Source organism: Mycolicibacterium iranicum (genome assembly GCF_002101705.1).
GTDB lineage: Bacteria > Actinomycetota > Actinomycetes > Mycobacteriales > Mycobacteriaceae > Mycobacterium > Mycobacterium iranicum.
In genome coordinates this window covers 328,965-352,333 of sequence record NZ_LQPC01000020.1, presented here as the reverse complement: position 1 = coordinate 352,333, position 23,369 = coordinate 328,965, and the positions used below count along the sequence as shown (strand labels likewise).

General features: G+C 66.6%; 19 protein-coding genes and 1 pseudogene. 4 read left to right on the top strand and 16 right to left on the bottom strand.

From position 1 onward, the window contains the following. Positions 1-21: 21 nt before the first annotated feature. Entirely contained in the window at positions 22-1,020 is a 999-nt protein-coding gene (locus AWC12_RS06760; RefSeq protein ID WP_165762774.1) for an esterase family protein, read from the bottom strand. A 98-nt stretch (positions 1,021-1,118) separates the two neighbouring features. Continuing rightward, a complete protein-coding gene (locus tag AWC12_RS06755) occupies positions 1,119-1,814 on the bottom strand; it encodes a phytanoyl-CoA dioxygenase family protein (protein ID WP_085173096.1) in 696 nt (231 codons plus the stop codon). A 100-nt stretch (positions 1,815-1,914) separates the two neighbouring features. On the opposite strand from AWC12_RS06755, the gene AWC12_RS06750 reads away from it, so the two are divergent. After that, the gene (locus tag AWC12_RS06750; protein WP_085173094.1) at positions 1,915-2,331 is read left to right on the top strand and encodes a hypothetical protein; all 417 of its coding nucleotides are present in this window, start codon (positions 1,915-1,917) and stop codon (positions 2,329-2,331) included. Here AWC12_RS06750 and AWC12_RS06745 read toward each other — a convergent pair. Further along, a complete protein-coding gene (locus AWC12_RS06745; protein ID WP_085173091.1) occupies positions 2,328-3,542 on the bottom strand; it encodes a multidrug effflux MFS transporter in 1,215 nt (404 codons plus the stop codon). The genes AWC12_RS06750 and AWC12_RS06745 overlap by 4 nt on opposite strands. Before the next feature lie 66 nt (positions 3,543-3,608). Here AWC12_RS06745 and AWC12_RS06740 point away from each other — a divergent pair, with 66 nt between their 5' ends. Beyond that, positions 3,609-4,052, top strand: coding sequence for a MarR family winged helix-turn-helix transcriptional regulator (locus AWC12_RS06740; RefSeq protein ID WP_133057314.1), 444 nt, complete (start codon positions 3,609-3,611; stop codon positions 4,050-4,052). A gap of 73 nt (positions 4,053-4,125) precedes the next feature. On the opposite strand, the gene AWC12_RS06735 is transcribed toward AWC12_RS06740, so the two are convergent. After that, entirely contained in the window at positions 4,126-6,651 is a 2,526-nt protein-coding gene (locus AWC12_RS06735) for a glycogen/starch/alpha-glucan phosphorylase (RefSeq protein ID WP_085173158.1), read from the bottom strand. Positions 6,652-6,803: 152 nt separating this feature from the next. On the opposite strand from AWC12_RS06735, the gene AWC12_RS06730 reads away from it, so the two are divergent. Next, positions 6,804-8,702 carry a sensor domain-containing diguanylate cyclase gene (locus AWC12_RS06730; protein ID WP_085173089.1) on the top strand — a complete coding sequence of 633 codons (1,899 nt, stop codon included), beginning with the start codon at positions 6,804-6,806 and terminating at the stop codon, positions 8,700-8,702. Here the strand turns inward: AWC12_RS06730 and AWC12_RS06725 are convergent. The 5 genes from AWC12_RS06725 to AWC12_RS06705 all read right to left on the bottom strand — a co-directional run bounded on the left by AWC12_RS06725 (position 8,631) and on the right by AWC12_RS06705 (position 14,364). Then, on the bottom strand, positions 8,631-9,644 hold the full coding sequence (locus AWC12_RS06725) for an NAD(P)/FAD-dependent oxidoreductase (protein WP_085173088.1): 1,014 nt from the start codon (positions 9,642-9,644) through the stop codon (positions 8,631-8,633). The genes AWC12_RS06730 and AWC12_RS06725 overlap by 72 nt on opposite strands. Before the next feature lie 42 nt (positions 9,645-9,686). Then, on the bottom strand, positions 9,687-10,202 hold the full coding sequence (locus AWC12_RS06720; protein WP_085173156.1) for an isoprenylcysteine carboxyl methyltransferase family protein: 516 nt from the start codon (positions 10,200-10,202) through the stop codon (positions 9,687-9,689). Positions 10,203-10,213: 11 nt separating this feature from the next. After that, positions 10,214-11,290 carry a type III polyketide synthase gene (locus AWC12_RS06715; protein WP_085173087.1) on the bottom strand — a complete coding sequence of 359 codons (1,077 nt, stop codon included), beginning with the start codon at positions 11,288-11,290 and terminating at the stop codon, positions 10,214-10,216. Beyond that, positions 11,287-13,536 (bottom strand): MMPL family transporter, encoded by a 2,250-nt coding sequence (locus AWC12_RS06710; RefSeq protein ID WP_085173154.1) that lies wholly within the window; start codon positions 13,534-13,536, stop codon positions 11,287-11,289. The genes AWC12_RS06715 and AWC12_RS06710 overlap by 4 nt, the downstream gene beginning before the upstream one ends. A 102-nt stretch (positions 13,537-13,638) precedes the next feature. Further along, the gene (locus AWC12_RS06705; RefSeq protein WP_110808574.1) at positions 13,639-14,364 is read right to left on the bottom strand and encodes a M15 family metallopeptidase; all 726 of its coding nucleotides are present in this window, start codon (positions 14,362-14,364) and stop codon (positions 13,639-13,641) included. 160 nt (positions 14,365-14,524) lie between these two features. On the opposite strand from AWC12_RS06705, the gene AWC12_RS06700 reads away from it, so the two are divergent. Further along, positions 14,525-14,746: a hypothetical protein gene (locus AWC12_RS06700; RefSeq protein ID WP_024444991.1), complete on the top strand. Its 222-nt coding sequence runs from the start codon at positions 14,525-14,527 to the stop codon at positions 14,744-14,746. A 17-nt stretch (positions 14,747-14,763) separates the two neighbouring features. On the opposite strand, the gene AWC12_RS06695 is transcribed toward AWC12_RS06700, so the two are convergent. The 7 genes and pseudogenes from AWC12_RS06695 to AWC12_RS06665 all read right to left on the bottom strand — a co-directional run bounded on the left by AWC12_RS06695 (position 14,764) and on the right by AWC12_RS06665 (position 23,267). Next, positions 14,764-15,330 carry a TetR/AcrR family transcriptional regulator gene (locus tag AWC12_RS06695; protein WP_085173086.1) on the bottom strand — a complete coding sequence of 189 codons (567 nt, stop codon included), beginning with the start codon at positions 15,328-15,330 and terminating at the stop codon, positions 14,764-14,766. A 73-nt stretch (positions 15,331-15,403) separates the two neighbouring features. Beyond that, positions 15,404-16,951: an MlaD family protein gene (locus AWC12_RS06690; RefSeq protein WP_085173085.1), complete on the bottom strand. Its 1,548-nt coding sequence runs from the start codon at positions 16,949-16,951 to the stop codon at positions 15,404-15,406. Positions 16,952-16,953: 2 nt separating this feature from the next. Beyond that, positions 16,954-18,061, bottom strand: a pseudogene (locus AWC12_RS06685) (MCE family protein). Positions 18,062-18,072: 11 nt separating this feature from the next. Further along, complete coding sequence (locus tag AWC12_RS06680) at positions 18,073-19,599, bottom strand: MCE family protein (RefSeq protein ID WP_234813852.1); 1,527 nt, start codon at positions 19,597-19,599, stop codon at positions 18,073-18,075. A 4-nt stretch (positions 19,600-19,603) separates the two neighbouring features. Then, positions 19,604-21,043, bottom strand: coding sequence for an MCE family protein (locus AWC12_RS06675; RefSeq protein WP_085173152.1), 1,440 nt, complete (start codon positions 21,041-21,043; stop codon positions 19,604-19,606). Beyond that, a complete protein-coding gene (locus AWC12_RS06670; RefSeq protein ID WP_085173083.1) occupies positions 21,040-22,080 on the bottom strand; it encodes a virulence factor Mce family protein in 1,041 nt (346 codons plus the stop codon). The genes AWC12_RS06675 and AWC12_RS06670 overlap by 4 nt, the downstream gene beginning before the upstream one ends. After that, the gene (locus AWC12_RS06665) at positions 22,077-23,267 is read right to left on the bottom strand and encodes an MCE family protein (protein WP_234813851.1); all 1,191 of its coding nucleotides are present in this window, start codon (positions 23,265-23,267) and stop codon (positions 22,077-22,079) included. The genes AWC12_RS06670 and AWC12_RS06665 overlap by 4 nt, the downstream gene beginning before the upstream one ends. Positions 23,268-23,369: the final 102 nt, after the last annotated feature.

Here is a 23,369-nt window from a genome sequence, read left to right as displayed (position 1 = left end):
CGGCTCGCTGGGCGACGGCCACTACCGCCAGGGCGAGGGCGAATCCTGCGGGGGCGCCGTCAGGAGGCGGACGATATCGGGTTTCATCGCCTGCAGCTGCGCGCCCCAGTACCCCCAGCTGTGAGTTCCGTTGGGCGGGAAGTTGAAGATCGCGTTGCGCCCGCCTGCGGCGAGGTACTTGTCGCGGAACTCCTTGTTGGTGGCGATCGTGATCGTCTCCAGCGAGCCGGCGCTGAGGTTGACGCCCAGGTCGGTGCCGGTGTCGAGATCCGATGCGATCCCGTTGCCGCAGTAGATCCACAGCGCGGTGCGGTTGGCCACCAGACGGTTGATGTTGAGCATCGGATCGGCGCGCAGCCACGCCGCCGACCCGGGCTTGCCCCACATGTCGAAGGAGTCGAACCCGCCCGCGTCCTGCATCGCGATGTCGATCAACGGGGGCCAGAACTTCTGAGACGGCGCCAGATATCCCGAGAGCGATGCCGCGAATTTGTACTGGCGCGGGTAGTAGGCGGCCATCGTCAGCGCGGCGCTGCCCGACATCGACAGTCCCACAACGGCGTTACCGAAGGGATCCTGACCTCGGTTGGCTGCCAACCACGTTGGCAGCTCGTTGGTCAGGAACGTCTCCCACTTGTACGTCAGCGTCCCGTTGCGGTTGCGGGCAGGCCGGTACCAATCGGCGTAGAAGCTCGACTGACCGCCGACCGGCATGATCACCGAGACCCCGGATTCGTGGAACCACTCGAAAGCCGCCGTGTTGATGTCCCAGCCGTTGAAATCGTCCTGTGCGCGCAGACCGTCGAGCAGCAGCACCGAATGCGGCCCACCGCCCTGGAATTCGACGCGGATGGTGCGGCCCATCGACGGCGACGGCACGTCGAGCTGCTCGATCGGCAGACCCGGCCGCGAGAATGCGTGCGCTGCGGGCGGCGCGCCCACGGTGAGCAGGCCCGCGGCGATCACCGATGCGATGGCGATTCGGGTGCCGCGGGCGATCTGCTGGGCGAAAGACCTCACTTGCGCGAAGTTAACAGCGCGGCCGATGCGCCCCGGAGGACGCGCGGGCGCAGTGATCGGGTTGTTATCGGGATGTTGCCTGAGCGATTTCGGCGTGCTCAGTGGCTGTGGGCGCCACTCAGCACGCCGAAATCACGCAGGAGGACGGGCGCTTGGGACATGAACCGCGGTGTCCTGCCGCGGTGTTCGTCTGCGGCGTGCACGGTGAACGGGTGCAGCACATACATGTCGCCGGGGACTCCGGTGGCGTACTGCACCGGGCAGTCGGCGCTGACGCGGTCGACGAGCGCGCCGGCCTCGACGGCGTCGTACGTGCGATCACCCAGGGCTTCTGAGACCAGACGGTGCGATCCGACGCGAACTCGTGTCGGCGCATCGTCGGGCGTCACCTCCGACAGCAGCGTCAACAACAGCAGGGTCTGCGGCCGCGCACTCACCACCCACGTCCCGTCGGGCAGCTGGGTGTTGAGGTCGATGTGCCACCCGCGGTCGTCGGCGGCGGGGGCCACCGGGAACCGCACCGGAATGTTGCCCAGCGATCCGCGGGGCACCCAGCCGCCGTCACCGCAGATCTCACCCAGCGCCTCGGAGAGCTTTGCGCTGCGGGCGATTTCGCCGAACGGTCCGTCACCCGCCAGGTCGGCCGTCCACGTCACCGGGTGCGTCCACGTCCTCGGATCGTCGGGCGAGGCATCGAGGCGCTGCCACAGCAGCGCACGCGCCGCATCGGCAACTTCGCGCGGGGCCGCGCCGGGGATCTTCACAAATCCGTCGGTGACGAAGGCATCGATCATTCCGACACCCTGACATGGGGACACGACGACGAGCCAACGCTTTTCGCGGAGCACCCGCCGATATCCCGCATCAGCGCCGATCGTGAGTCATCGTGGATGTATGGCGAAACAAAAAGTTCCTCGACCCACCGACATCAAGGCCATCCGGGCCGCCGCTGCGGAGGCGGCCGAGGCCGCGCAGGCCGTCGCCACCGGCGCACTGCGCATCCCGCCCGCCTCGATCAAGCTGGCGGCCGAAGTGCCCGACCTGATCGAGAACCTGGCCGTCGCGACGGAGCGTCTGAACGTGGCGGTCGACCGGATGGAGCGCTATCTCGCGCTGGCCGCGCCGATGTTGCGCACCATGGACGCCCTGCTGCCGCAGCTCGAGGCGCTCGTCGCGACCGGCAACGAGGTCTATCGGACGGTGGCGTCGGTGCCCGGCGTCTCGACACTGGGCAGATTCGCCAATCGCGGAGCGCAGAGTCCGGACGGACCGAAACCACCGAAACCCCGCACCCCCAAACGCAAGTCCTAGCGTGGGCGGGCGACCGCGAAGCCGAGGCAGGCCACGAGGGCGGCACTGGCCATCACGAGGCCCAGCGGCACGGCCGAGTGCTCACCGCCGAGGCTGACCAACGGGGACACCGCGGCCGCCAGCAGGAACTGCGTGGCGCCCAGAGCCGCGGATGCCGAGCCCGCGGCGCGCGGTGCCGCCGACAGCGCCAACGCAGTGGTGTTGCCGAAGATCAGCCCCATCGCCGACACCGCGACGAACAGTGGCAGAGCCAGCCAGCCGGCCGGGGTCTGCGTCACTGCGAGGGCAAGCACGGCGAGGCTGGCAACGAGAATCGCGACGAGCCCGATGCGTGCGATGCTGCGAGGTTCGCGGCGGGCCGTCAGTCGCGCGCTCAGTGCGCTCATCGACAACAGCCCGAGGGCGTTGACACCGAACATCGCTCCGTATTGGGCCGACGAAAGTCCCATCATCGTCTGGTAGACGAACGGTGAGGCCGAGATGTAGGCCATCATCACCGCGAAGGCGAACCCGAAGGCCAGCAGGTTGCCGACATAGGTCCGGCTGGTCAGATCGCGCAAAGGTGAACCCGCGGAGATCTTTTCGTCCTGTAGCCGGGCACGGCGCTCCTTGGTGTGGGTCTCGCGGATGACGACGAGCGCGGCAACCAGCATCGCGACCACCAGCGCGAGGATGATGGCGAGTGCACCGCGCCACCCGAGGGGTTCGACGAGGAAGCCGCCTGCCAGCGGAGCGGCAATAGGGGCGACACCGCCGACGATCATCATCAGGCTGAACGCGCGAGCGGCTTCCCGACCGGTGGCGAGGTCGGAAATGATCGCGCGCCCGATCACCATGCCCGCGGCCCCGGTGAGGCCCTGGGCCAGGCGGGCGGCGATCAGCACCTCGATGGTCGGCGCGAGCACCGCCACCACGCTGGCGGCCACGCAGATCGTGGCGCCGATGACGAGCGGTTTGACCCTGCCGAAGCGGTCGGAGAGCGGACCGAAGATCAACTGGCCCGCCGCCAGTCCGACAAGGAAGGCGGTCAGCGTCAGCTGCACATTCGTCGGGGACGTTTGCAGGTCGTCGACCATCCGCGGAAAGGCCGGCAGGTACAGGTCGGTGGCGAACGGCGCCACGGCGGACAGCAGGGCGAGCGTGACGAGTAGCGCGACGGTGATCCGCGGTGCGGTGTCGGGCCGCTGGCGGGCGTCGACAGCAGAGGTCATGGATGAGCTCCAAAGTGATTATCGAGTGATAGTTATCAATATATAACTATCATGTAGGGTGAGGTGATGCAAGCCCGAACACCGGCGGCCGAGCTCGCCGACCTGGCCGATGTCGTGATGGCCGTGGCGCGCGCGATCAGATCGCAGGCGGCCGCCGACCCCGCGGTCCTGGAGTTGTCCGCCACCGAGATCACCGTCCTGCGCTACCTCGACCATCACCCCGACATCGGTCCCAGCGCGGTCGCCGCGGCGACGGGGCTTCAGCGCAGCAACATGAGCCGGGCGTTGCGCGACCTCGAAGCTAAGGGTTTGGTGCAACGATCACCCGACCCCGCCGACAGCAGGCAGGCGGTGCTGCGCTCAACCCCACTCGCGGCGGAGAACCTGGCCCGGCTGCGCGGTATCTGGGCCCGGCTGGTCGGGGATGCGCTTGACGCGTCGGGAGAGCGGCTCGACGTGTCCGCGGCGCTGACAGTGCTGCGGGCGCTCGAGCGCGGACTCGACGGATGAGTGAGTGCCGAAACTGCATTCCGCGCGGCCTGTGGGCGATTTAGAGCGCGTGGAATGCAGTTTCGGCGGAGGTTCAGTCGAGGTCGACCGACATCGGTCGTACACCCCAGATCTCGTCGCAGTACTCGCGGATCGCGCGGTCTGACGAGAACATGCCGCTGCGGGCGGTGTTGCGGATCGACATCCGCGACCACTGGTCACGGTCGAGCCACGACTTGCTGACCTCGGCCTGACAGTTCATGTACGACCGGAAGTCGGCGAGCGCCAGGAACGGGTCGTGGTGGATCAGGTTGTCGACGATCGGGCGCAGCACCTCGGTGTCGCCGTGGGTGAACTCGCCGCGCGCGATGAGCTCAAGCACGCCCGCGAGTTCTGGATCGGACTCCACATAGCTCACCGGGCGATAGCCCTCCGCTTTCACCTTCTCCACCTGATTCTCGGTGAGGCCGAACAGGAAGAAGTTCTCCGCGCCCGCCTCCTGACGGATCTCGACGTTGGCGCCGTCGAGCGTCCCGATCGTCAGCGCGCCGTTGATCATGAACTTCATGTTCCCCGTGCCCGAAGCCTCCTTGCCCGCCGTCGAGATCTGCTCGGAGAGGTTCGCCGCGGGGTAGACCAGGTGGGCATTCTTGACGTTGAAGTTCGGCAGGAAAACCACTTTCATGCAGCGGTTGACATCGGGGTCGGCGTTGACGACGTCGCCGACCGCGGTGATCAGCTTGATGATCCGCTTGGCCATGAAGTATCCCGGTGCGGCCTTACCGCCGAAGATGAACGCGCGCTGCGGAATCGACATGCCGGGGTTCTGCTTGAGCCGCTGATACAACGCGATGATGTGCAGCACCATCAGGTGCTGACGCTTGTACTCGTGGATCCGCTTGACCTGGACGTCGAACATCCAGGTCGGGTCCAGCTCGATGCCCGTCGCGGAATGTACATACTCGGCTAGGCGAGACTTGTTGGCTCGCTTGACATCTCGCCAACGCTGGCGGAACGACGGATCGTCGACGAACGACTCCAGCCCGTGCAGCCGCTCCATGTCGGTCAGCCACCCCGGCCCGATGGTCTCGTCGAGCAACGCGCGCAATCCCGGATTCGACAGCGCCAGAAACCGCCGCGGTGTCACCCCGTTGGTGACGTTTCCGAAGCGTTCGGGCCACATCTCATAGAAGTCCTTGAGGACGCTCTGCTTGAGCAACTCGGAGTGCAGCGCCGCGACACCGTTGACGGCGTGGCTGCCGACGGTGGCCAGATGCGCCATCCGGACGCTCTTGCCGCCGTCCTCACCGATCAGCGACATGCGTGCGATTCGCTCGTCGTCGCCCGGGAACTTCGCGCGGACCTCGTCGAGGAACCGTTCGTTGATCTCGTAGATGAGCTCGAGGTGACGCGGCAACGCCTCGCCGAAGATGCGCAGCGGCCACGTCTCGAGCGCTTCGGGCAGCAGCGTGTGATTCGTGTACCCGAAGGTGCGCACCGTCAGATCCCACGCGTCGTCCCACGCCAGTTGGTGCTCGTCGATCAGCAGCCGCATCAGCTCGGCCACCGCGATCGACGGGTGGGTGTCGTTGAGCTGGATCGCCCACTTGTCCGGCAGCGCGCTCAGGGGGAGTGCGGCGCGCTGGAGGTGGATGTTGAGGATGTCCTGCAGCGAGCACGTCACGAAGAAGTACTGCTGCAGCAGGCGCAGCCGCTTTCCCGCCTCGGGCTCGTCGTTCGGGTAGAGCACCTTCGACACGGTCTCGGAGACGACCTCCTGGTCGACCGCCCTGTAGAAGTCGCCGCTGTTGAACGCCTCCAACGCAAAGGACTCCACCGCGCGCGCACTCCACAGCGTCAGCGTGTTGCAGGTGTTGACGCCGTACCCCTGCACCGGGGTGTCGTAGGAGACGCCCTGCAGCACCCGCTGCGGGATCCAGCGCACGCGCAACTTTCCCGTGACGTCGACGTACTGCTCGGTGTGGCCACCCCAGTTGACGACGTAGCTGGCGTCGGGCTTGTCGATCTCCCACGGGTTGCCCCGCACCAGCCAGTTGTCGGTCTTCTCGACCTGCCAGCCGTCCTGGATCTCCTGGCGGAAGATGCCGAACTCGTAGCGGATGCCGTACCCGATCGACGGGCGCTCCAGCGTCGCCAGCGAGTCCAGGTAGCAGGCGGCCAGCCGGCCGAGGCCGCCGTTGCCCAGACCAGGCTCGCCCTCGATGGCCAGGATCTCGTCGAGGTCCTGACCGAGGTCGGCCAGCGCCTCGCGCGCCTCCTCCTCGATGCCGAGGTTGAGCAGATTGTTGCCCAGCTGCGGGCCCATCAGAAACTCGGCCGACAGGTAGCAGGTGACCTTCGCCGACAGATCCAGCCAGTCGTGCGTCGTGGCCATCCAGCGCTTCTGCATGCGATCCCGCACCGCCAGCGACAGCGCTCTGTAGTAATGCTCCGAGGTCAGCGCGGCCGCCGGCCGGGCGATCGAGTACACGAGATGGTCCTTCACCGCGGCGCGCAACGCGTCGGCGGTCATGCCTGACCTGGTCTGTCCCGTGGGCCCCAACGGCACGCCGTTCACCTCGGTGGATTCACCGGGGGCGGGGTTCACGACATCGGTCACAACATCTCCTGCGGTCTCGGGCTGAAACTCGGACGCGTCATTGTGCCGCCCGCGCATTTCGGATCGGGGTCGGGGATGTGAACGCGGGATTTGTCGGCGCGTCGACGGCCCAGGGATTGCCGAGAGGAATATTGACGTTGTTGACTATCCGAATGTCGATCGGTGAGGAGCGCGTTTCGGAGCTGCGCTCGTTAACCGCCGGCACGGTGCCCCCGATGCACCGGCTCATCGCCTGGACCCTCGTCGTCGGAGCGATGTGCTTCGCGGTCCGCGGGCTCGTCTACTTGGACAGTTGGTCGTATGCGATGGTGTGGCCCGCCGTCGCGCCGCAGCTCGTCGCGCTGCTGACCTCCCCGCGCAGACACTGGCCCGTATACCTCGCGTCGTTCGCGGCCGTCCAGATCGTGCCCGTTCGGTTCCTGCTCGACATGTCGCCGGAGGTCGGCGTCCTGTCCACGATGACCACGGTCGCGTTCGCGGCCGTCATGCTGCATCGGGACCAGGACTGGGTGAGCGGCCGCAGCGACTCACTGCTCAGCTGGCGGCGGTTCCTGCTCTACGGTGTCTTGCTCGCACCGCTGCTGGGCAGTCCCATCGGCATCGCGAGCCTGGTCTGGAACGGCGAGATCGCGACCACCACCTCGGCGCTCGTCTACGCCGCGATGGCCTGGTACCTCACCGAAGCCGTCGGCATCGCGTTCCTCGTTCCGCTGATGCTGCGCTGGAACCACTACCGACGCAGACACACCTGGCGAGAGGTGGCGTGGTTTGCGGCGATGACGGCGCTGACCGTCGGGCTGTGCGCCGCGTCGGCGACCAAGTCGAGCTTCGTTCTGGTGTTCCTGACCGTGCTGCCCGCGCTGCTGGTGCTGATCCGGTCCGGGATCGCGTCGGCCTTCGCGGAGATGGCGGTCGGGTCGGGGTTCATCCTCGGCAGCACGTTCGCCGGCTACGGCCCCTTCGCCGCATCGCTGGACAGTCCAGGGCAGGCGATGATCTCCGCCCAGGTGTTCGTGCTCGGGGCGTTCACGATGGTCGTCATGGTCGCCGCTGCGCTCGAGGATCGGATGCGGCTCGCGGCTTTGGACAACGCCAGCTACAAGGCCTACGAGCTGGTCGCCGAGCTCACCGGTGACGTCGTCATCCTGGTCGACGCCGACGGCAACGTGCTGCGCCGGGCCACTCCCGGTCACGAGATCCTCGACCTCCCCGACGGCCGCATCGACAAGGAGATGTGGCTCGAACAGGTCCACCCCGACGACCGCGCCAATCGCGCCGACTTCCCGCAATCGAATACCCCGGGACCGACTGACCCGTTCCGCATTCGCAAGAAGGACGGCACCTGGGGCTGGTACGTCCTGCACAGCCGGCGCACCGCCGACGGGTTGACCGCGGCTGTGCTGCGCGACGTGACGCTGGAACGCGAGGTGCAGGACTCGCTGACCGACATGGCAAACACCGATCCGCTGACCGGCCTGGCCAATCGGCGCGGGTTGGCGGTGCGGGCCGCGGGGATCTGGGAGCGCGCCAGAGCCGACGGCGAACAGGTCACGGCGCTGTTCATCGATCTCGACCACTTCAAGTCGTTCAACGACCTCTATGGGCACCAGGCCGGTGACGAATGTCTGCGCCAGATCGCTCGCGTGCTGAAAAACCTCGCGGACCCGTTCCTGTGCGTAGCAGCCCGTTACGGCGGTGAGGAATTCGCCGTCGTGCTGTCCGGATGCGATGTGCCCCATGAACTCGCGGGCGGCCTCGCCTCGGCCATCCGGGCCCTTGAGATTCCGCATATCGGTGCGGACTCCGGGACGGTGACGATCAGCGTGGGCGTCGCCACCATGCGGCCCTGGCACACCACGGGCTCGGACGCCGACACCGCGGTCGCCGAACTCCTCGACCGTGCCGACAAGGCGTTGTACGTGGCGAAGTCCAAGGGTCGCGACGCGATCTCGGTCTACGGCAAGGACGGGGACTCCGTCCTAATCGGCGAGCAAGTTCACCACGCCGCGGAACACCCTCGGGAGGCTGCTGGCAGCGGGCACGATGACTGACCGCAGCGGCGATGTGCCGGCGTACAGCAGGCCCGCGGTCAGCAGTCGATAGCGGCGGGTGACCTTGCGCCATTGCCGCTCGTAGTCGCCGGGACGGTCGGCGATCACGCTGTCCACCAACAGCCGCGACGCCGCGAACGACAAGCCGAGCCCCTCCCCGGTGAGCGCGTCGACGTAGCCGGCGGCATCGCCGACCAGCATGACCCGGCCCGCGACGCGGCTGCGGACCCGTTGACGCAGCGGGCCTGCCGCGCGATCCGGTTCGTGGGGGAGCCCGTCGATGCGTTCGCGCACTGTCGGGAACGCGGCCAGGTGCTGTTCGAAACGCCCCTGCCGCGACGTCAGGATCGCGATGCCGACACAGTCGTCGGCGACCGGGGTGATGTAGGCCTCGGCGTGCTCGGACCAGTACACCTCGACGAACTCGCTCCACGGAGCGACGGCGATGTGGCGCTTGATACCCCAGCGTTTCGTCCTGCCCGGGGACAACTCAAGGCCCAGCGCCGCCCGGATGGGGGAGTGCAGCCCGTCAGCCGCCGCCAGGTAGCGGGCCCGGATCCCGTTCACCGTCACCGATTCCGAGTTCTGGGTGAGCGGGCCGACCTTGTCGTGCACCAGCTTCACGCCGGCTCGGTCCGCCTCTGTGAGCAACGCGGCATGCAGCGTCTTGCGCCGCACCCCGAAACCGTCGCCGTTGTCGAAGTACGCTGTGACAGAGTGCTTCTCGTCGAAATACGAGATGCCCTTGAACGGTTTGCCCGCAGGCTGAGCGCCCAGGAGGGCGAGCTGGCGGACCGCGTGCGGCATCAGGCCCTCGCCGCAGGCTTTGTCGATCGGTCCGGCGCGCTTTTCGATCACGACCGTTTCCAGGCCGGCCCGCGCGGCGTGGATGGCGGTGGCGAGCCCCGCGGGCCCGCCCCCGGCAACCACCAGGTCGATCATGCCGCGACCACCAGGTCGATCATGCGGCGACCACCAGGTCAATCATGCTCGGGCGCCCGTCAGCGATTGAAGCGCCCTGTTCTCCACCGAGATTCGCACCCACAGCAGCAGCGCGTTGAGCACGGTGAAGACCAGCGCCGTGATCCAGGCGGTGTGAACCAGCGGAAGCGCGATGCCCTCGACGACGACCGCCACGTAGTTGGGATGAGACATGAACCGGTACGGCCCGCCGGTGACGCGCCCGGCGTTGGGCACCACCACGACCCTGGTGTTCCACTGGTGGCCCAGCGTGGTGATGCACCACCAGCGCAGCACCTGGGCTGCCACCGCGACGACGAACATCGGCCAGCCCAGCAGCGGGATGAACTCCCGGTGGGAGGCCTCGTAAAGGCAGCCGACCAGCAGGCCGGTGTGCAGCACCACCATGACCGGATAGTGCGACAAGCCGAACTCCACGCCGCCGCGCGCTTTGCTCCACTTCAGGTTGCGCTGGGAGACAATGAGTTCGGCGACGCGCTCCACCGCGACGGCGGCGATCAGAATCGTATACGCGAGCATCGTCCCGTCCCTCACTGCCAACGCAGCAGGACGAGTTCGGAGCAGAAACCGGGGCCCATCGCCATCAACAGACCGGGCTGGCCGGCAGCCGGCCGCTTGGCGATGGTGTCGCGGAAGATGTGCAGCACCGACGACGACGACATGTTGCCCACCTCGGCCAGCGAGCGCCAGGACAGCTCGAGCGCGTCGTCGCCGAGGTCGAGAGCCGCCGCGATGGCCTCCAAGACCTTTGGTCCGCCGGGATGGGAGACCCACGTCGAGATGTCGCCGACGCCGAGGGCGTGCTCGCCGAGGAAGCCGGTCACGTCATCGGGCAGGTAGCGCATGATCAGCTCGGGCAGCTCCGGGGACAGCACGAGCTGAAATCCGTTGCGGTTCACGGTCCAGCCCATGATGTCGAGCGAGTCGGGGTACATCCGGCTGCGCGTGTCGAGCACCGCGGGTCCGGCCGCGTCGATCGCGCCGGCGCGATGGGCGCCCGCGGCGATGACGGCGGCCGCGCCGTCACCGAACAACGCGCTGCCCACCAGGCTGCCGATCGTCGGCGTGAGTGCGGGGCGGGTGAGCGAGCACAGTTCGACCGACACCAGCGCGGCGATGTGGTCGGGCGCGCCCTTGAGATAGTCGTGCATCCGGGCGATGCCTGCCGCGCCCGCGACGCAGCCGAGTCCGAACAGCGGCACCCGGCGCACGTCGGGCCGCAGTCCCAGTCGCGCGGCAATGCGCGCATCCAGCGACGGGACGGCGATACCGGTGACCGTCGTCGACATGATCATATCGAGATCAGTTGGCTTGAGCCCAGATTCGTCGAGCGCGGCCACGAGTGCCTGGCAGGCGAGGTCGACCGCATGCTCGATGTAGAGGTCGTTGGCGTCGCCGAAGTCGAGCAGTTCGGTGTAACGCTCCAACGGCAGGACCAGATGTCGCGCGTTGACCTTGGCGTTCTTGTGCAGCCCGCGCAGCAGATCTTCGACGCCTTGAAAGGCCGGGACCGCCAGGAACGCCTCGGTGACTTCGTCCTGGGTGTATCGGTGCGGCGGAAGCGCGCCCTGCACTGCCGCGATGACGCTGATCGGTTTCTCGCTCATGTGCTGACCTGTTCTGCCTCTGTGCTGTCGGGTTTTGCCGCCGGTTCTTCGCTGAAGCCGAGGCGTTCGTGTACGCGTTTGAGAAAGGCTGGTGCCCACCAGTTCACGTTGCCCATCAGATGCATGAACGCCGGAACGAGGACCATGCGGACCAGGGTGGCGTCGACGAGCACGGCCAGCGTGAGACCGAGCCCGAACATGCGCATGAACGACACGTTCGCGGCGATCAGCGCCGCAAAGGAGATCGACATGATCAGGGCGGCGGCGGTGATGATGCGGCCGGTGTGGGCGATACCGAGGGCCACCGCTTCATCGTTCTCGTGGCCGTCCAGCACGAATTCGCGGATCCGCGCGACGAGGAACACCTCGTAGTCCATCGACAGGCCGAACGCGATGCAGAACAGCAGCACCGGCATATTCGCGACGAGCGTGCCCGTCGAGGTGGTCCCGAGGCCGGACAGATGCCCGTCCTGGAAGATCCACACCAGCGCGCCGAAGGCGGCGGTCAGTGAAAGCATGTTCAGCACAAGCGCTTTCAGTGGCACGACGACGCTGCCGGTGAGCAGGAACAGCAGGGCGAACATGATCACGGCGATCAGGCCGAGCACCAGCGGCAGCTTGCTCGTGATCGCATCCACGCTGTCGCGGTTGATCTGCGCCGTTCCGGTCATCTGGACGTCACGCCCGCCCGGTCCCTCGACGGCATGCAGCCGGTCCAGCTGGGTCTCGGACGCATCGGAAAACAGTGGCGCGGAACTGGTCACGGTGAGAAAAGTGCTGCCGTCTTTCTCGCCGGTGGGCGCTGACGGCGGGCCCGCCTTGGCGCCGTCGACGAACGTGCCCGTCGGAGCGGACACCGCAGGGACGTCGGGCACGCGCGACAGTTCCATCGCGTAGGTGGTCAGGTCACCCGGGCTCAATCCTTGGCTGTCGGGGATGACGATCGTGACGTTGGTATCGGTGTTGTCCGCGAACTCCGTACGCAACTGGTCGCCGACCTGGTGGGCCGACGCGGACTGCGGCAGCACGCGGTCATCGGGGAAGCCCCACTTGACGCCGAGAAACGGCACGCCCAGCACGAGCAGCAGGGCGACAACCACCACGCCGAGCGGCAGGGCCCGGCGCATCACCGACGTCGCGCAGCGGTACCAGAATCGCTGTTCGACGGGCACCGGCTGGGGTTCGGGCCTGCGCAGGATGCGACGCGCCAGCCTGCGGACGTCGAGCGAGTCGAGGCGGTCCCCGAGCAACACCAGGGCCGCGGGAGTCACGATGACGGCGGCTGCCGCGGCGAACGCGACGGTCGCGACGCCGGCGTAGGCGAACGATTTGAGGAAGTGCATCGGGAACAGCACCATCGCCGACATCGACAGCGCCACCGTCGTCGCCGAGAAGATCACCGTGCGCCCGGCCGTCGTCATCGTGCGCTTGATCGCCTCCGGGCGGTCGGCGCCGGCGGCGAGTTCGTCGCGGTATCGCGACAGGATCAGCAGGGTGTAGTCGATGGCCAGTGCCAGCCCCATCGCGGTGGCCAGGTTCAGCGCGAAGATCGACACGTCGGTGGCGAACGTGACCAGCCGCAGCACCGCCAGCGCGCCGATGATCGCCATGCCGCCGATGGCCACCGGCAGCGCGGCGGCCAGAAGCCCGCCGAACACCCACACCAGAACCAGGAAGCTCAGCGGGATCGCCAGCGACTCCATGACCAGCAGGTCGCGCTGGGACTGGTCGGTGATCTGCACGTTGACCATGGCCGTGCCGCCGGTCTTGACGACGATCCCGTCCTCACGGGTGCGGGTGACCTGCTCAGAGATCTCCTTGGCCCACGTCTGCTGCTGTGCCTCGGTGCCCGTGATCCCCGCGACGATCAGGCCCGCCGTGCGATCGCGGCTGACGAGATCGGCCGCCGCCGCAGGAGGTGTGGTCCACGGCGAGGACACGCCCGCCACGTGCGGATTGTCGTCGAGGTCGGCGACGATTTCGGTCCCGACCTCGCGAACCTCCTGCGCATCGATGCCGTCGGGGGACGACACGACGATGAGCATCTGGACATCGCCCTGGTCGAACTTCTCGGTCAGCAGTGCCGCGGCGTGGGCGGATTCCGAGCCCGGATCGGAGAAGCCGCTCGGCGACAGACTCTTGGCCACGGGAACCCCGAACACCCCGAGGGCGACCGTGAGGAGCGCCGCGGCGACGAGGATGCGACGCGGTGCGGCGAGTGCCAAAAGGGCGATTCGATGAAGCAGGGGATGTCTCCAGTCCAAGAGGAAAGCGCCTTAATTTACGACACGGAATACCTCCTGCGGGGGTTCACCTTCGGACATATTCGGACCGGGGTCCGCCCGGTGTCAACGAATCTCGAAGTGTTGGTAGTCCTTCGGTGACGTCCAGTGGCCGCCCCAGCGCCAGCCGCGGTCGGTGAATGCGCGTACGGCGGCATCCGCGTCGTGCAGCATCCCCGGCTCGGTACGGGTGCGATCGATCCACGGACCGGCGTTGGCGGGTTCGTACTTTCCGTTGCTGGGGATGTACGGGTTGAGCTTGGGGTTGATGTCGATGGCCCGTCCGTAGGCGTGCAGCGACCAGCTGCCGCTGCCCGGGATGGCGCGGCAGTTGAACGCCGAGGTGTTGTTGTCGCGCATCGAGAGCTCGTCGTCGGCGCCGGGGTAGTTCTCGACGGTGCGCATCTTGTCGATCGGATAACGCAGCTGGTAGAGCTGGTCGAACACCTCAATGACCTCTTCGGTGAGGTCCCGGTGCACCACCAGGGAGCCGCGGTGTGTCCGCGCGTCGAATCCCCAGAAGTCCAGGTCGACGCGCATGAGTTCGTCGGGCCCGGCCGGACAGCCGGGGCGCCATGACGTGCCCAGGTCGGATGCGGTGACAGGGGTGATCGCAGCAGGCTGCGGTCGCGGGCTCGGGGTGACGGTGCTGAATGTCTCCGCCGGCAGTTCCTGCGTCGGCGGCGTCGGCGACGACGGATCAGGGGGCGGCGGGGTCGGATTGGACGCCGGCGCGCACTGCACCAGTGCCACCGTGAGGATTGCCAGCGCGGCCGGCCCCGCAACTCTCATCGACGCCAACGTACCCGCCTCTATTCGCGATTAGGCGCGCTAATCACTTCTGTTAGTTGGGCTTTCGAAATTGACGGATAGATCACAACATTGCTGTCTTGAATGTGATGTGCGCCATTGCCGCGTTATATTGTGTCCGTCATCACAGAGAGGATGTGCCATGGTCGGAATCGGTGACGGCGCGATGGTCTCAGAGGCTATCGACGCGCCCCGGACGGCGCATGCGTCCAGCCACGTGAATTGGGCGCTCGCCTTCCTCATGCTGACGATCCTGATCGCCGCGGTCGCGGGAGTCACGGTCGCACTATTCAGTGGGATGCCGACGATCGCGTTGGTGATTGCGCTGATCACCGGGGCCATCTTCGCCGGCGTCGCCTGCTGACAAAGCCAACCGGGCGCTCAGGGGCGGATCAGGAAATCCACCAGCTCCTCCCGCTGTGCGAGTGGGATCCTCGGTGACTTCGCGTTCGACAGGTGCAGAGCGCCGATGCCGATGGCGAAGAGCCATTGCGACCGCTGCTCGGCGACCGCCTCGCTCAGTCCGAGGTCGAGGAAAGCCTGCCGAACCGCGGCCCGGGCGCGACGGTCGGCGGCCTTGACGCTGCGGGCGGCGGCACGATCTGATCGAGCCCACTCCCGCATCGCCCGCTCGAGCATCCACTGGCGAGGGCTGATCAGAAACGCCGTCATCTTGATCAGTCGGTCTCGGGGCGCCAGCGTCTCCAGTTCGGCGAATCGGCGGTGGTCATCGTCACGCCACTGCGCCCACGCCGACACGAGAGCCGCCTTGTACGCCGCCATGTCGGCGAAGTGCCAGTAGAAGCTGCCCTTCGTCATCCCGAGGCGTGTCGACAAGGTATCGATCTTCAGTGCCGTGAAGCCGTCCTCCGCCAGGAGTGCGAATCCAGCCTGCAGCCACTCGTCGGGGGTGCTGCGCCCCGCGCCGCGGCGCTCGGGTCTTGCCACTGCGTCAGCTTAAGGGCCGGCGACGATGTCGACGTTTCGTCCACGCAGCGCCGACGTCCAGTCCGCTTCGCAGTCATCCGGCCGGGGCGAGCATGCTCTTCCACTCCTGACCTGTGGGCACGGGCGAAGACACCGTGAATACCGTGCCGTCACTGGCCACCACCTGACCGCGGGACACGTCGTAGATCGCCGAGGGAATGTCGGCGGGCGTATAGGTGCACTGCACTGGTTGCTGGCCGCTGCACTGCGTCGTGCCGGAACGAGGCTGCGTCAGCGGATCGCTCACCGGACCCGGTGACGGAGACAGGGCATCGGCCGGCGCAGGATTGCGACCGTTGTTGACACTGGGCGCGGGGATGACCATTCCCGGTGTGACGGGCTGATCGCATCGTGCCCCGGGGGCGGGACACGCGAGGATCTGGTTCGGATCGCCGTACCAGGGATTGGTTCCCGCCGGCACATAGGGTTCGTCGCTGCGGCATTCTTCGGGATTGGCGGCACGCTTGCCGGGCACGTCGGCGCACGGGTAATTGCGTGCGCCGCGCACCACGTTGGCCTGAAAGTCCTTCGGAATCTTGCAGTACGCGCGTGCCGGCGGATCGATCGTCGTGGTCTCCGCAGGCGAGCGCCACTCGGAGGCAGGTAGGAAACCCGTCAGGCAAGGCGGCGGTTCGTTAATGGCCAGCCGGAAGTCGAGCGCCGCGGAGTCGGTGAACGGGGCGACGACTGTCTGGGCGATCGACGCTCCCTGAGGTAGGAATACGAGCCCCTGCTCGACGCCGGCGTTGTATCGCTTGAGCATGTCGAACACCACCGCGGTGTTCGCAAGCACCTGGGGGAGTGCCTCTTGTACACCGCCGAAAACGGCACCCACCTGGTCAGCGGTCGGAGCCGCAGTCTGCAGGATGGCGCGCACCGACTCATCCCGCTGCGCGCTCTGCCGGGACAGGTCGCGCACGTTGCGCGCCCACTGGTTGATCGCCGCACCGGTGGACACCTGACTCTCCAGGAGCGGGCCGGAGTCGTCGAGGAGTGCATCGAGGGAATCGGCGTTGGCCGCGAGATCACCGCCGAGCGCCTGTGCCGAGTCGACCAGTCGCTGCAGCGATGGACCGAGATCGCCGACAGCCGTTGATGTTTCCCGCAACAGTGCGGCGAGCCTGTCTTGGGGGAGCGCATCGACGGCTTCATTGGCCGCATCGATCAACGGGCCGATCGGTTGCGGCACAGTGCTTCTGACGATCGTCTGGCCGTCGGCCAGGAACGCCTCGCCCGGACCCTCGTCGACCAGATCGAGGAACTGTTCTCCGACCGCCGACACCGAGTGCACATTGGCGACCACGTCGACGGGCACCCGATAGTCATCGTCGATCGACAGCGTGGCTCGCACACTGCCACCGATCGGCTCCACCGAAGTGACTTTGCCGATCGTGGTGCCGCGATAGGTGACGTTGGCAGTCGGGTAGAGCCCACCGGAGGACTCAAGCTCGACATTGAGTGTGTACCTGCCGATCCCGACAAGGGCCGGTAGCCGCAGATAGTAGATCCCCAGCACCCCCACGGAGATGACGGTCAGTATCGCGAATACGACGAGCTGAACGCGACGGCCCCTGGTGAGCATCGCTATCGCCCCCGCTCGGGAGGAAGATCGGCGGGATTCGGCGTGTAGCGGACGTCGGGAATCATCGTGGCCGGATCCCGGCCCCACGCCTGCTCCAGCGCGCGCAGCGCCCCGGAGAATCCGGTGCCGCTCAACAGCGCGTTGTCAATGGCACTGAGGGTGAAATCGATGGTCGCCGAGATGTTTACATAGTCTCCCCGCACCACCTTGGGCACATCGTCGATGTTGAACGGGGCGGTGAGAAGCACCTTGAGGGCGCCGAGCACATACGGGGCGGCGTAGCCGAGCTGGGTGAGGGGCCGCTGCAACAGGGCCAGGTTCGTCTCCAGATCGGCGCGGGATGCCGTGACGGCATCTCCTGTGACACGCGACAGACGTCCCAGGGCGATCGTCGCGTCGGCGAACACCTCACGTTTGGCGTCGAAATGTGCAATCAATGGTGGTAGTTCGGTGAGCGCTGCGTCGACGACGTCGTTGCCCGCGGCGAGGATCGTCAACAGATCATCGGTGGCCGAGGGCGCGGGTGATAGCGTCGCGCTGACCGTTGAGCTCGGTGACGAAGGTGTCGAGCTGGTTGAGGAACTCCCTGATCTGTTCGGCGCGACCGGTGAACAATTTGTCGAGTTCGGTCGAGATGGTGTCGAGGTTGGAGATGCCGCCGCCGCGCAAGACGGTGGCGATACTGGCCAGGGTTCGCTCCGTGGTCGGGAAAGCTGCTGTGCGCTCCAGCGGAATCGTGTCGCCTGTGCGCAGCGGCTGAGGGGACGGATCCGGCGGAGCTGCAAGCTCGATGTGCTGGCTGCCGAGCACGCTGGTCTGGCCGACCTTGGCCGTCGCATTGCGGGGCAGTCTGACCCCGGCGTCCAAGTCCAGCGTCAGAAACGCCTTCCACGGCCGGAATTCGATCTTCGAGACGCGGCCAACGAACACGTCCGCGACGCGGACACGGCTGTTGACGTTGAGCGCCAACGTATTCTGCAGCTCGACGTAGATGGTCGAGTGGTCGGGCCCGGTACCCGGACCGCCCGGCATGGGCACGTTGGCCAGCCCGCGCCATGAGCCGCAGCCGCTGACGAGCAACAGGCAGCACAGCAGTGCGGCCGCCCTCATGGTGGTGCGTCTCACGGCTGTCCTCCCGCTTCGGCGGCCAGGGGCGGGGTCGGGGGTTGCACAACCGGGGTCGGCGCCGGCTGCGGATACCACGGCGGCGGAAGCGGATTGTTCTGGTCGTAGGCGTTGGGGGGTGCGCCGCCCCGGACTCCTGCCTGCGGCGGCGCCGGGTCGGGGCCGCCGAGTAGGGCCGCCAGCGAATCGGGCGCGAGCATCTGAGAGGTCAAAGCCTGGACGTCGAGCCCCTGCATGCCGGGAGCCACCACCCACCCCGGTTCGTGATTGCCGTGCGAGAACAACGTATCGCGGGCCCACAACCCGGGAACCGTGGTGTCTTTGAAGCCGGGCGGCGGCCGCAACCGCTCCTCGGAATATGCGACGTACTTCGGCAGTGTGCTCGCGGTGGTCAACGGCTGCATGCCGAACGGCAGATAGTTGAACTTGATCGCGTCGAGGATGGGTGCCAGGTACTGCGCGCATAGTTCCGCGGACTCCTGATAGCCCAGCCGGCTTCCCGCCTGAATCGAACTGCACATCAGCTGAAGTGGATTGGCGAAGTTGTTGAGCACCGGCACGGCCGTCAGGGCGCCGTTCACCGGAGAGTAGATGTTGACGAAGTTGCCGCCGAACGACGGCAGCACATGCAGGGTGTTCTCCAGGCCCTGGAGTGCTTCCGGCTGCAGCAGCGCGTCGGTGACCTCACGCAGGTTGTTGACGTCGCTGACGGCGACGTCGCCGTTGAGCTCGAGGAAGTCGCTCGTCCGGTTGAGAAGTTGCCGGAATTCGTCGACGCCTCGGGCGAGTTCGTCATCGGAGTTGCCGAGGGCTTCCGTCAGTGTGGCCAGATCGGTGTTGAAAGCGCCGAACTGCTGGTCGCTGGCGCGTAGCGTGCTGACGAACAGGGCGAGGTTGCGCACAACGGAGAACAGATCGCCGCGACCCCTGTTCAGCGCCGACAGTGCATTCGACAGACTGCTGAACGTCGAATTAAGCTGATCGCCCTTTCCGGCGAGACCGTCGGCGAACGCCGACACGACCTCCCCGACAGGCCCCCGAGGTTGCTCCGGTGTAGGTCCGAGGCCGTCGAGAACGGTCGCGAGCTGCGCACGAAGATCGTCCCACTCGACCGGGATCCTGGTTCGCTCCAACGGGATCACGGCACCGTCGGCCAGGATCTGCCCGCCGCGGTAGGGAGGCGACAACTGGATCGCACGGGAGGCGACCAGGCTGGGGTTGACGATGGAGGCCGTCGCATCGGCAGGGACCTTGACGGAATCATCGAAGTGCAGAACGACTTTGGACCGACCACCGCCGGGCTCGATCGAATCGATGGTGCCCACCCGGACACCCATCACCAGCACCTGGTCGCCCGGGTACAGCGCGAAGGTGCTTGGGAAGTAGGCGATGACAGTGGTCGTGGTCAGGTCGCGGTAGATTCGGTGGCCGTAGACGGCCGCACCCACAGCGGCGACCGCGGCCACGATTGCGGCCACCACCAGTACGACGATCCGACGGGGTGTCATCTCCGGAAATCGCATCATGTCACTGTCCGACCTGTGCGGGCGTGGGCGCCGTAGGCACGGTCCGCGCGCCGGGGGGCGCGTCGGGAAGCGGCACCGTCGTGCCGGGCACAACCGGCGTCGCCTGGCCGGGTGCTGCGGCGGCCGGAATCCCCGGCGCAGGCGCACGTTCGGGCTGCGGATCCGTGACAGCGACTCGGGGCGGGCCGTAGTTGGGGCCGTAGGGGTTGTCGCCGAAGGGTCCCATCGTTTCCCGACTGCAGGGGAGGGGATCGTCGGGAGTCGGCAGCGCGCCGAGTGCGGGTGTGTAGGAGCACGGTGAGCCCTTCTCCACTGCGGGCCCGGGGAATTCGGGGATGCCTTCGAGCGGCGCTGGAGAGGGAGGCGGTGCGCCGTTGGGGAAGCCTTGTCCGTTGGGGTCGGGAAATCGGAAGGCAGGCAGGCCCGCATCACCCCAGAACTTCTGGGGGTCTATCCCGCGCTTTTTGAAGGCGGCGTCGATGAACGGTTGCAGGATCTGGCCCGGGATCAGGTTGGCCACCATCACCTTGAAGTACGGGCCCGACGCCACCGCCTCGGAGATCGCACCGACGAACCTGTCGACCGTCGCCAACGTCTGCGTCAGCTTCGTCTTGTTCGCCACCAAAGTCTCAGAGAGAGTGCGCAATTGCACCAGTACCGCGTTCAGATTGGGATTGTCGTCGATGAGACCCGACACCTGCGTGGAAACGGCGACGACATTGCCCAGCAACGCGTCGATATCGGATTGGCGGGAATTGAATTTCGCCAGCAGAGCCTGAGCGTTGAGGACCAGCTGATTGATGTTGTCGCTGCGATTGCCAAGCACGGTGGCGACCTGATCGGCGTTGGCCAGCAGATCGTTGAGCTGATCGTCACGGGTGCCGATGGTGTCGGAGAACTCGGCAACACCTCGAAGGGCGGCCGACAGGTCCGGCGCGGTGGCCGTGATGGTCTCCGACAGCACGTTCAGCGACTCCTTGAGGCTGTCGATGTCCCAGCCGGCAGTGGAGCGGGTGAGGTCATCGAAAGCGTCGTAGATCTGGTACGGCGTGGTGCTCTGCTGAAGCGGCAGCGTGGCGTTGGCTCTGAGCCGGTTCGAGCCGCGCGGTTCGATCTCCAAAGTCTTCTTGCCCAGGATGGTGTCGGTGCGGATACTCACGCGGCTGTCGGTGCCGACAGTCGTCGCTCCCAGCGTGAATCCGACACGGACGCGGTCACCGTCGACCTTGACCGACGACACCGACCCCACATCCATCCCGTTGAGCCGCACAGTGTCTCCGGTGTGGAGCCCGCCGCTCTCGCTGAACTGGCCGAAATACTCGGGGGTGGCGAACAACATCGGCACTGTGGTGATGCTCTGACCGACACCGGTCACCAGCGCGGTGATCACGATGCCCATGAATCCGGTGCGGACGAGCTTGCCCGAGGAGAGTGTTCTCATTTCGGCGTACACCGCCCCGAGGGCTGGCCGAGCAGCTTGACGGTGCGGACGGGGCCACCGGGTTGCAGACCGTTGAGCTTCAGGCTGGCGTCGCAGAGGTAGAAGTTGAAGAAGTCGCCGTAGATCCCGCCAGACCGGGCGAGTATCGCCAGCGCGTCCGGCAATCGGTTCAGCAGATCCGCGAACTCCTCGGTCTGGTTGACGAGCGGCTCCTGCACCGTCTTGAGTTTCGACACCGTGCTCTGCAGGACGGGACGGTTGTCGGCGAGCAGATCAGCGAGGGTTCCGGCGGTATCTCCGATGTCGGCGACTCCCGCCGCGATGTCGTCTCCGCGTTCGTTGAGTCCGGCGACCAGATTGCGCAGATCGACCACCATCCCGTCGAGGTCCTGCTGATGCCGTGCGGTGGTCTGAAGCAATACGTTCAGGTTGGTGATGACCTCGCCGATGACGCGATCGCGCTGCGCGAGAGTCTGCGTCAGTTGCGCGGCCTGGGTGAGGATGTCGTTGATCGTGCCGCCCTGCCCTTGGAAGACGGTGATCAGTGATTGGGCGATGGTGTTGACCTTATTCGGGTCAAGGGATTTGAAGAGGGGTTCGAAGCCGCCGATGAGTGCGTCGAGGTCGAGCGCGGGTTGGGTGCGTTCCACGGGGATGACCCCGCCGGGCATCAGCGGTGCGGCCGGTATGTCGATGGGTCCCTGTTCGAGTTCGAGGAAGCGGTTGCCGATGAGGTCGGCGTAGCGGATGCGCGCCCGCGTCCCGTCATCGATGGGCAGGGACTCGTCGACGTCGAACGCGACGACGATGGTGTGACCGTCTGCGTCGAGGTGGATCTCGCCGACCTTGCCGACCTCGACTCCGGCGGCACGGACGAACTGACCGGGCCGGATTCCGCTGGCATTGCTGAACTTTGCGAAATAGGTGTGCGTGCGATCGAACCGCAACTGACCGAAGACCACGATGATCAACGCGGTGAAGGTCAACAGGACCAGTGAGGCGGCGCCGAGTCTGACCGCGGTGTGCCGAAGCTTCATGGGTTGACCGTGTACTCACCGACCTGGCGGCCCCACACATACTCGTTGAGCAGAGGCTGTCCCAGTTCGAAGTGGTTGTAGGGGGCCACCGATGCTCCCGTGTCCATGACCAGTGCGGGTGCCGGCCACAAGTCGCGGGTGATGGGCTGCCAGCAGCCCGGGGCGCCGCCCGGCCCGCCCCTGGCGTTGGTACGAGGCAGGTTGTCGGGGTAGACGTACGGTGCAGCACCGCCGAGAAGCTCAGTGGACGTCACCGCGGCGTAGCCGTTCTTCCCCAGGGCCGCAGAGACTTTCGGTGCCACGTCGTGATAGTTGCGGATGGTGCAGAACAGGGCGGGGGAATACTCGTCCAAAAGCTCCGCGGTGGACGTGAGGTCTGTCTGACCTCGCACCAGAAACGGTGTGGAGCGTTCGACAGTGTCGGCGCCCGACTCCGCGAATCCCAGCGTGGCCAACAGCGCGGCATCGAGACTGTCTTGTTCGTCGTCGAGCGTGCGGACGGTGACCAGCGCGTCCCGCAGTCCGTCGAGCAGAGGTTGCGCGGCACCCTGGTAGATCTCGGCGAGGTCGGCGAGCCGATCGATATCCTGTCGCAGTTGCGGCATTCTCGGATTCACCCTGCCAAGAACCGAATTGGCGTCGATGAGGGACCGACCGAAGTCATCGCCCAGACCGGTCAGGGCGGTGGCCGTCGCCTTCAGCGTCATGTTGAGCTCGATGGGGTCCACCTTTTCGGCGATATCGGTGACCGCCTCGAAGAGGGAGTTGAACTCGGTAGTCACCGAGCCGGACGCGACCTGCAGCACGTCCGACGAGGTGACAGGACGCTGAGGATCGCGGGGCGAGCGGAACGACACGTACTTGTTGCCGAAGACTGTCGACGCAGTGATCGTCGTCTCGACGTTGACAGGAAGGACCGGGAGGTACTTCGGTTCGACGTCGACCAGGATGCGTGCGGACGGGACTTCTTCGTCGCTGATCAGCTCCACGCGCGTGACCCGCCCGATCGGTACACCGTCGAGGGTGACCTTGGACCCGGGATCGAGCACCAGGCCCGCGCGCGGCGCGAGCACCGTCAGCTGGACCGATGGCGTCAATGCTCCCCGAAACTGGAGGTAGATCAGCGTCATTACGGCAACGGCCACGATGACGAGGAGCGCCCCCGCCAGTCGGTAGGAGCGGGTCACGGCCGCTCCGATCCGTCGATACGTCGGCGGAGTTGGCCTGTTCGCGCGATGGACTGCATGGCCGCCCCTCGATCACTGAGCTGAACGCGTCGCGTCAGTACA

Excerpts from the sequence above, each read along its gene's own strand:
- AWC12_RS06755 (WP_085173096.1), bottom strand. The coding sequence starts at position 1,814 with ATGATCGATGCCTTCGTCACCGACGGATTTGTGAAGATCCCCGGCGCG.
- AWC12_RS06750 (WP_085173094.1), top strand. The coding sequence starts at position 1,915 with ATGGCGAAACAAAAAGTTCCTCGACCCACCGACATCAAGGCCATCCGG.
- AWC12_RS06745 (WP_085173091.1), bottom strand. The coding sequence starts at position 3,542 with ATGACCTCTGCTGTCGACGCCCGCCAGCGGCCCGACACCGCACCGCGG.
- AWC12_RS06740 (WP_133057314.1), top strand. The coding sequence starts at position 3,609 with ATGCAAGCCCGAACACCGGCGGCCGAGCTCGCCGACCTGGCCGATGTC.
- AWC12_RS06730 (WP_085173089.1), top strand. The coding sequence starts at position 6,804 with ATGTCGATCGGTGAGGAGCGCGTTTCGGAGCTGCGCTCGTTAACCGCC.
- AWC12_RS06725 (WP_085173088.1), bottom strand. The coding sequence starts at position 9,644 with ATGATCGACCTGGTGGTTGCCGGGGGCGGGCCCGCGGGGCTCGCCACC.
- AWC12_RS06720 (WP_085173156.1), bottom strand. The coding sequence starts at position 10,202 with ATGCTCGCGTATACGATTCTGATCGCCGCCGTCGCGGTGGAGCGCGTC.
- AWC12_RS06715 (WP_085173087.1), bottom strand. The coding sequence starts at position 11,290 with ATGAGCGAGAAACCGATCAGCGTCATCGCGGCAGTGCAGGGCGCGCTT.
- AWC12_RS06705 (WP_110808574.1), bottom strand. The coding sequence starts at position 14,364 with ATGAGAGTTGCGGGGCCGGCCGCGCTGGCAATCCTCACGGTGGCACTG.
- AWC12_RS06700 (WP_024444991.1), top strand. The coding sequence starts at position 14,525 with ATGGTCGGAATCGGTGACGGCGCGATGGTCTCAGAGGCTATCGACGCG.
- AWC12_RS06690 (WP_085173085.1), bottom strand. The coding sequence starts at position 16,951 with ATGCTCACCAGGGGCCGTCGCGTTCAGCTCGTCGTATTCGCGATACTG.
- AWC12_RS06680 (WP_234813852.1), bottom strand. The coding sequence starts at position 19,599 with ATGCGATTTCCGGAGATGACACCCCGTCGGATCGTCGTACTGGTGGTG.
- AWC12_RS06675 (WP_085173152.1), bottom strand. The coding sequence starts at position 21,043 with ATGAGAACACTCTCCTCGGGCAAGCTCGTCCGCACCGGATTCATGGGC.
- AWC12_RS06670 (WP_085173083.1), bottom strand. The coding sequence starts at position 22,080 with ATGAAGCTTCGGCACACCGCGGTCAGACTCGGCGCCGCCTCACTGGTC.